Consider the following 1,288-nt stretch of genomic DNA (forward strand, 5'->3'; position numbering starts at 1 on the left):
TGAATCGCCCCGGTTTTTGTGCTCACCCTCTTTCTTGGGAGGATGGGCAAGATCATGCCAAGCAAGTACGACGCCGCGACCAGGGCCAAAGCTGTCCGGCTGGTGGTCGATCACCGTGGCGACTACCCCAGTGCGTGGGCGGCGATCAAGGCTGTCTCGGCCCGGCTGGGCATGAACGCGGAGACGCTGCGGAACTGGATCCGCCAGGCCGAGGTCGACCGGGGTGACGCCGACGGGGTGTCGACCGAGGCCGCCAGGATCATCCGGGAGCAGAAACGCAAGATCGCCGAGCTGGAGCAGACGATCGAGATCCTCTCCGCGGCAACGTCTTTTTTCGCGCGGGCCAAGCACCCGCGACACCCGTAGTGTGTGAGTTCCTCGCCGAGCACAAGGCCCGGTTCCCGATCCTGGCGATGTGCCGGGCGCTGTCCGAGCAAGGCATCACGATCGCCCCGCGCACCTACCACGCGTGGGCGGTGCGGGCGCCGTCGAAGCGGGCGTTGTGGGACACCACGGTCGTCGAACTGCTGGCCGGCTACTACGAGCCCGACACCAACGGTAGACGGGCTCCGGAGTGCCTGTACGGAGCGGAGATAGATGTGGGCGCACCTGCGACGCGCGGGCATCCCGGTGGCCCGGTGCACGGTGGAACGCCTGATGCGCGCCCACGGGTGGCGCGGAGTGACCAGGCGCAGCAAGCCTCGCACCACCGTGGCGGACCCCGCCGCGGAGCGGGTGAAAGACCTGGTCAACCGCCAGTTCACCGTGGTGGCGCCGAACCTGCTGGCCGTGGCCGATTTCACCTATGTGCGGCTGGCGTGGGGATCGTTCGTCTACACGGCATTCGTGATCGACGCCTACGCCGGGCGGATCGTGGGTTGGGAATGCTCGGCAAGCAAGGAGACAGCGTTGATGGACTCGGCGCTGCGGCAGGCGGTCATGTTGCGGTCGCGTGAAGGTAATCCCATGCACACCAGCACGATTCACCATTCCGATGCGGGGAGTCAGTATACGTCGGTGCGGCTCGGGGAGACGCTGATGCTGGCCGGGCCGCGGCCCTCGATCGGTTCGGTCGGGGATGCGTTCGACAATGCGTTGGCCGAGACCACGATCGGGCTCTACAAGACCGAGGCGGTCCGTGACGACTCGCCGTTCCGGACCGGGCCGCTACCGCGACTGACAGATGTCGAGGCCGTCACCGCCGCCTGGGTGTCGTGGTTCAACGGGTCCCGGCTGATGCACCGGCTCGGCCGCAAACCACCGGTCGAGTACGAGGCAGACTACTATG

The 1,288-nt window shown here is 66.9% G+C and carries 1 pseudogene; it reads left to right on the forward strand.

Annotation, left to right across the window (positions count from 1 at the left end):
- Positions 1 to 54 precede the first annotated feature (54 nt).
- A pseudogene (locus tag GVY64_RS36950) lies at positions 55 to 1,288 on the forward strand (IS3 family transposase); the annotation flags it as partial.

Source organism: Nocardia sp. CY41 (assembly GCF_009829325.1).
Lineage (GTDB): Bacteria > Actinomycetota > Actinomycetes > Mycobacteriales > Mycobacteriaceae > Nocardia.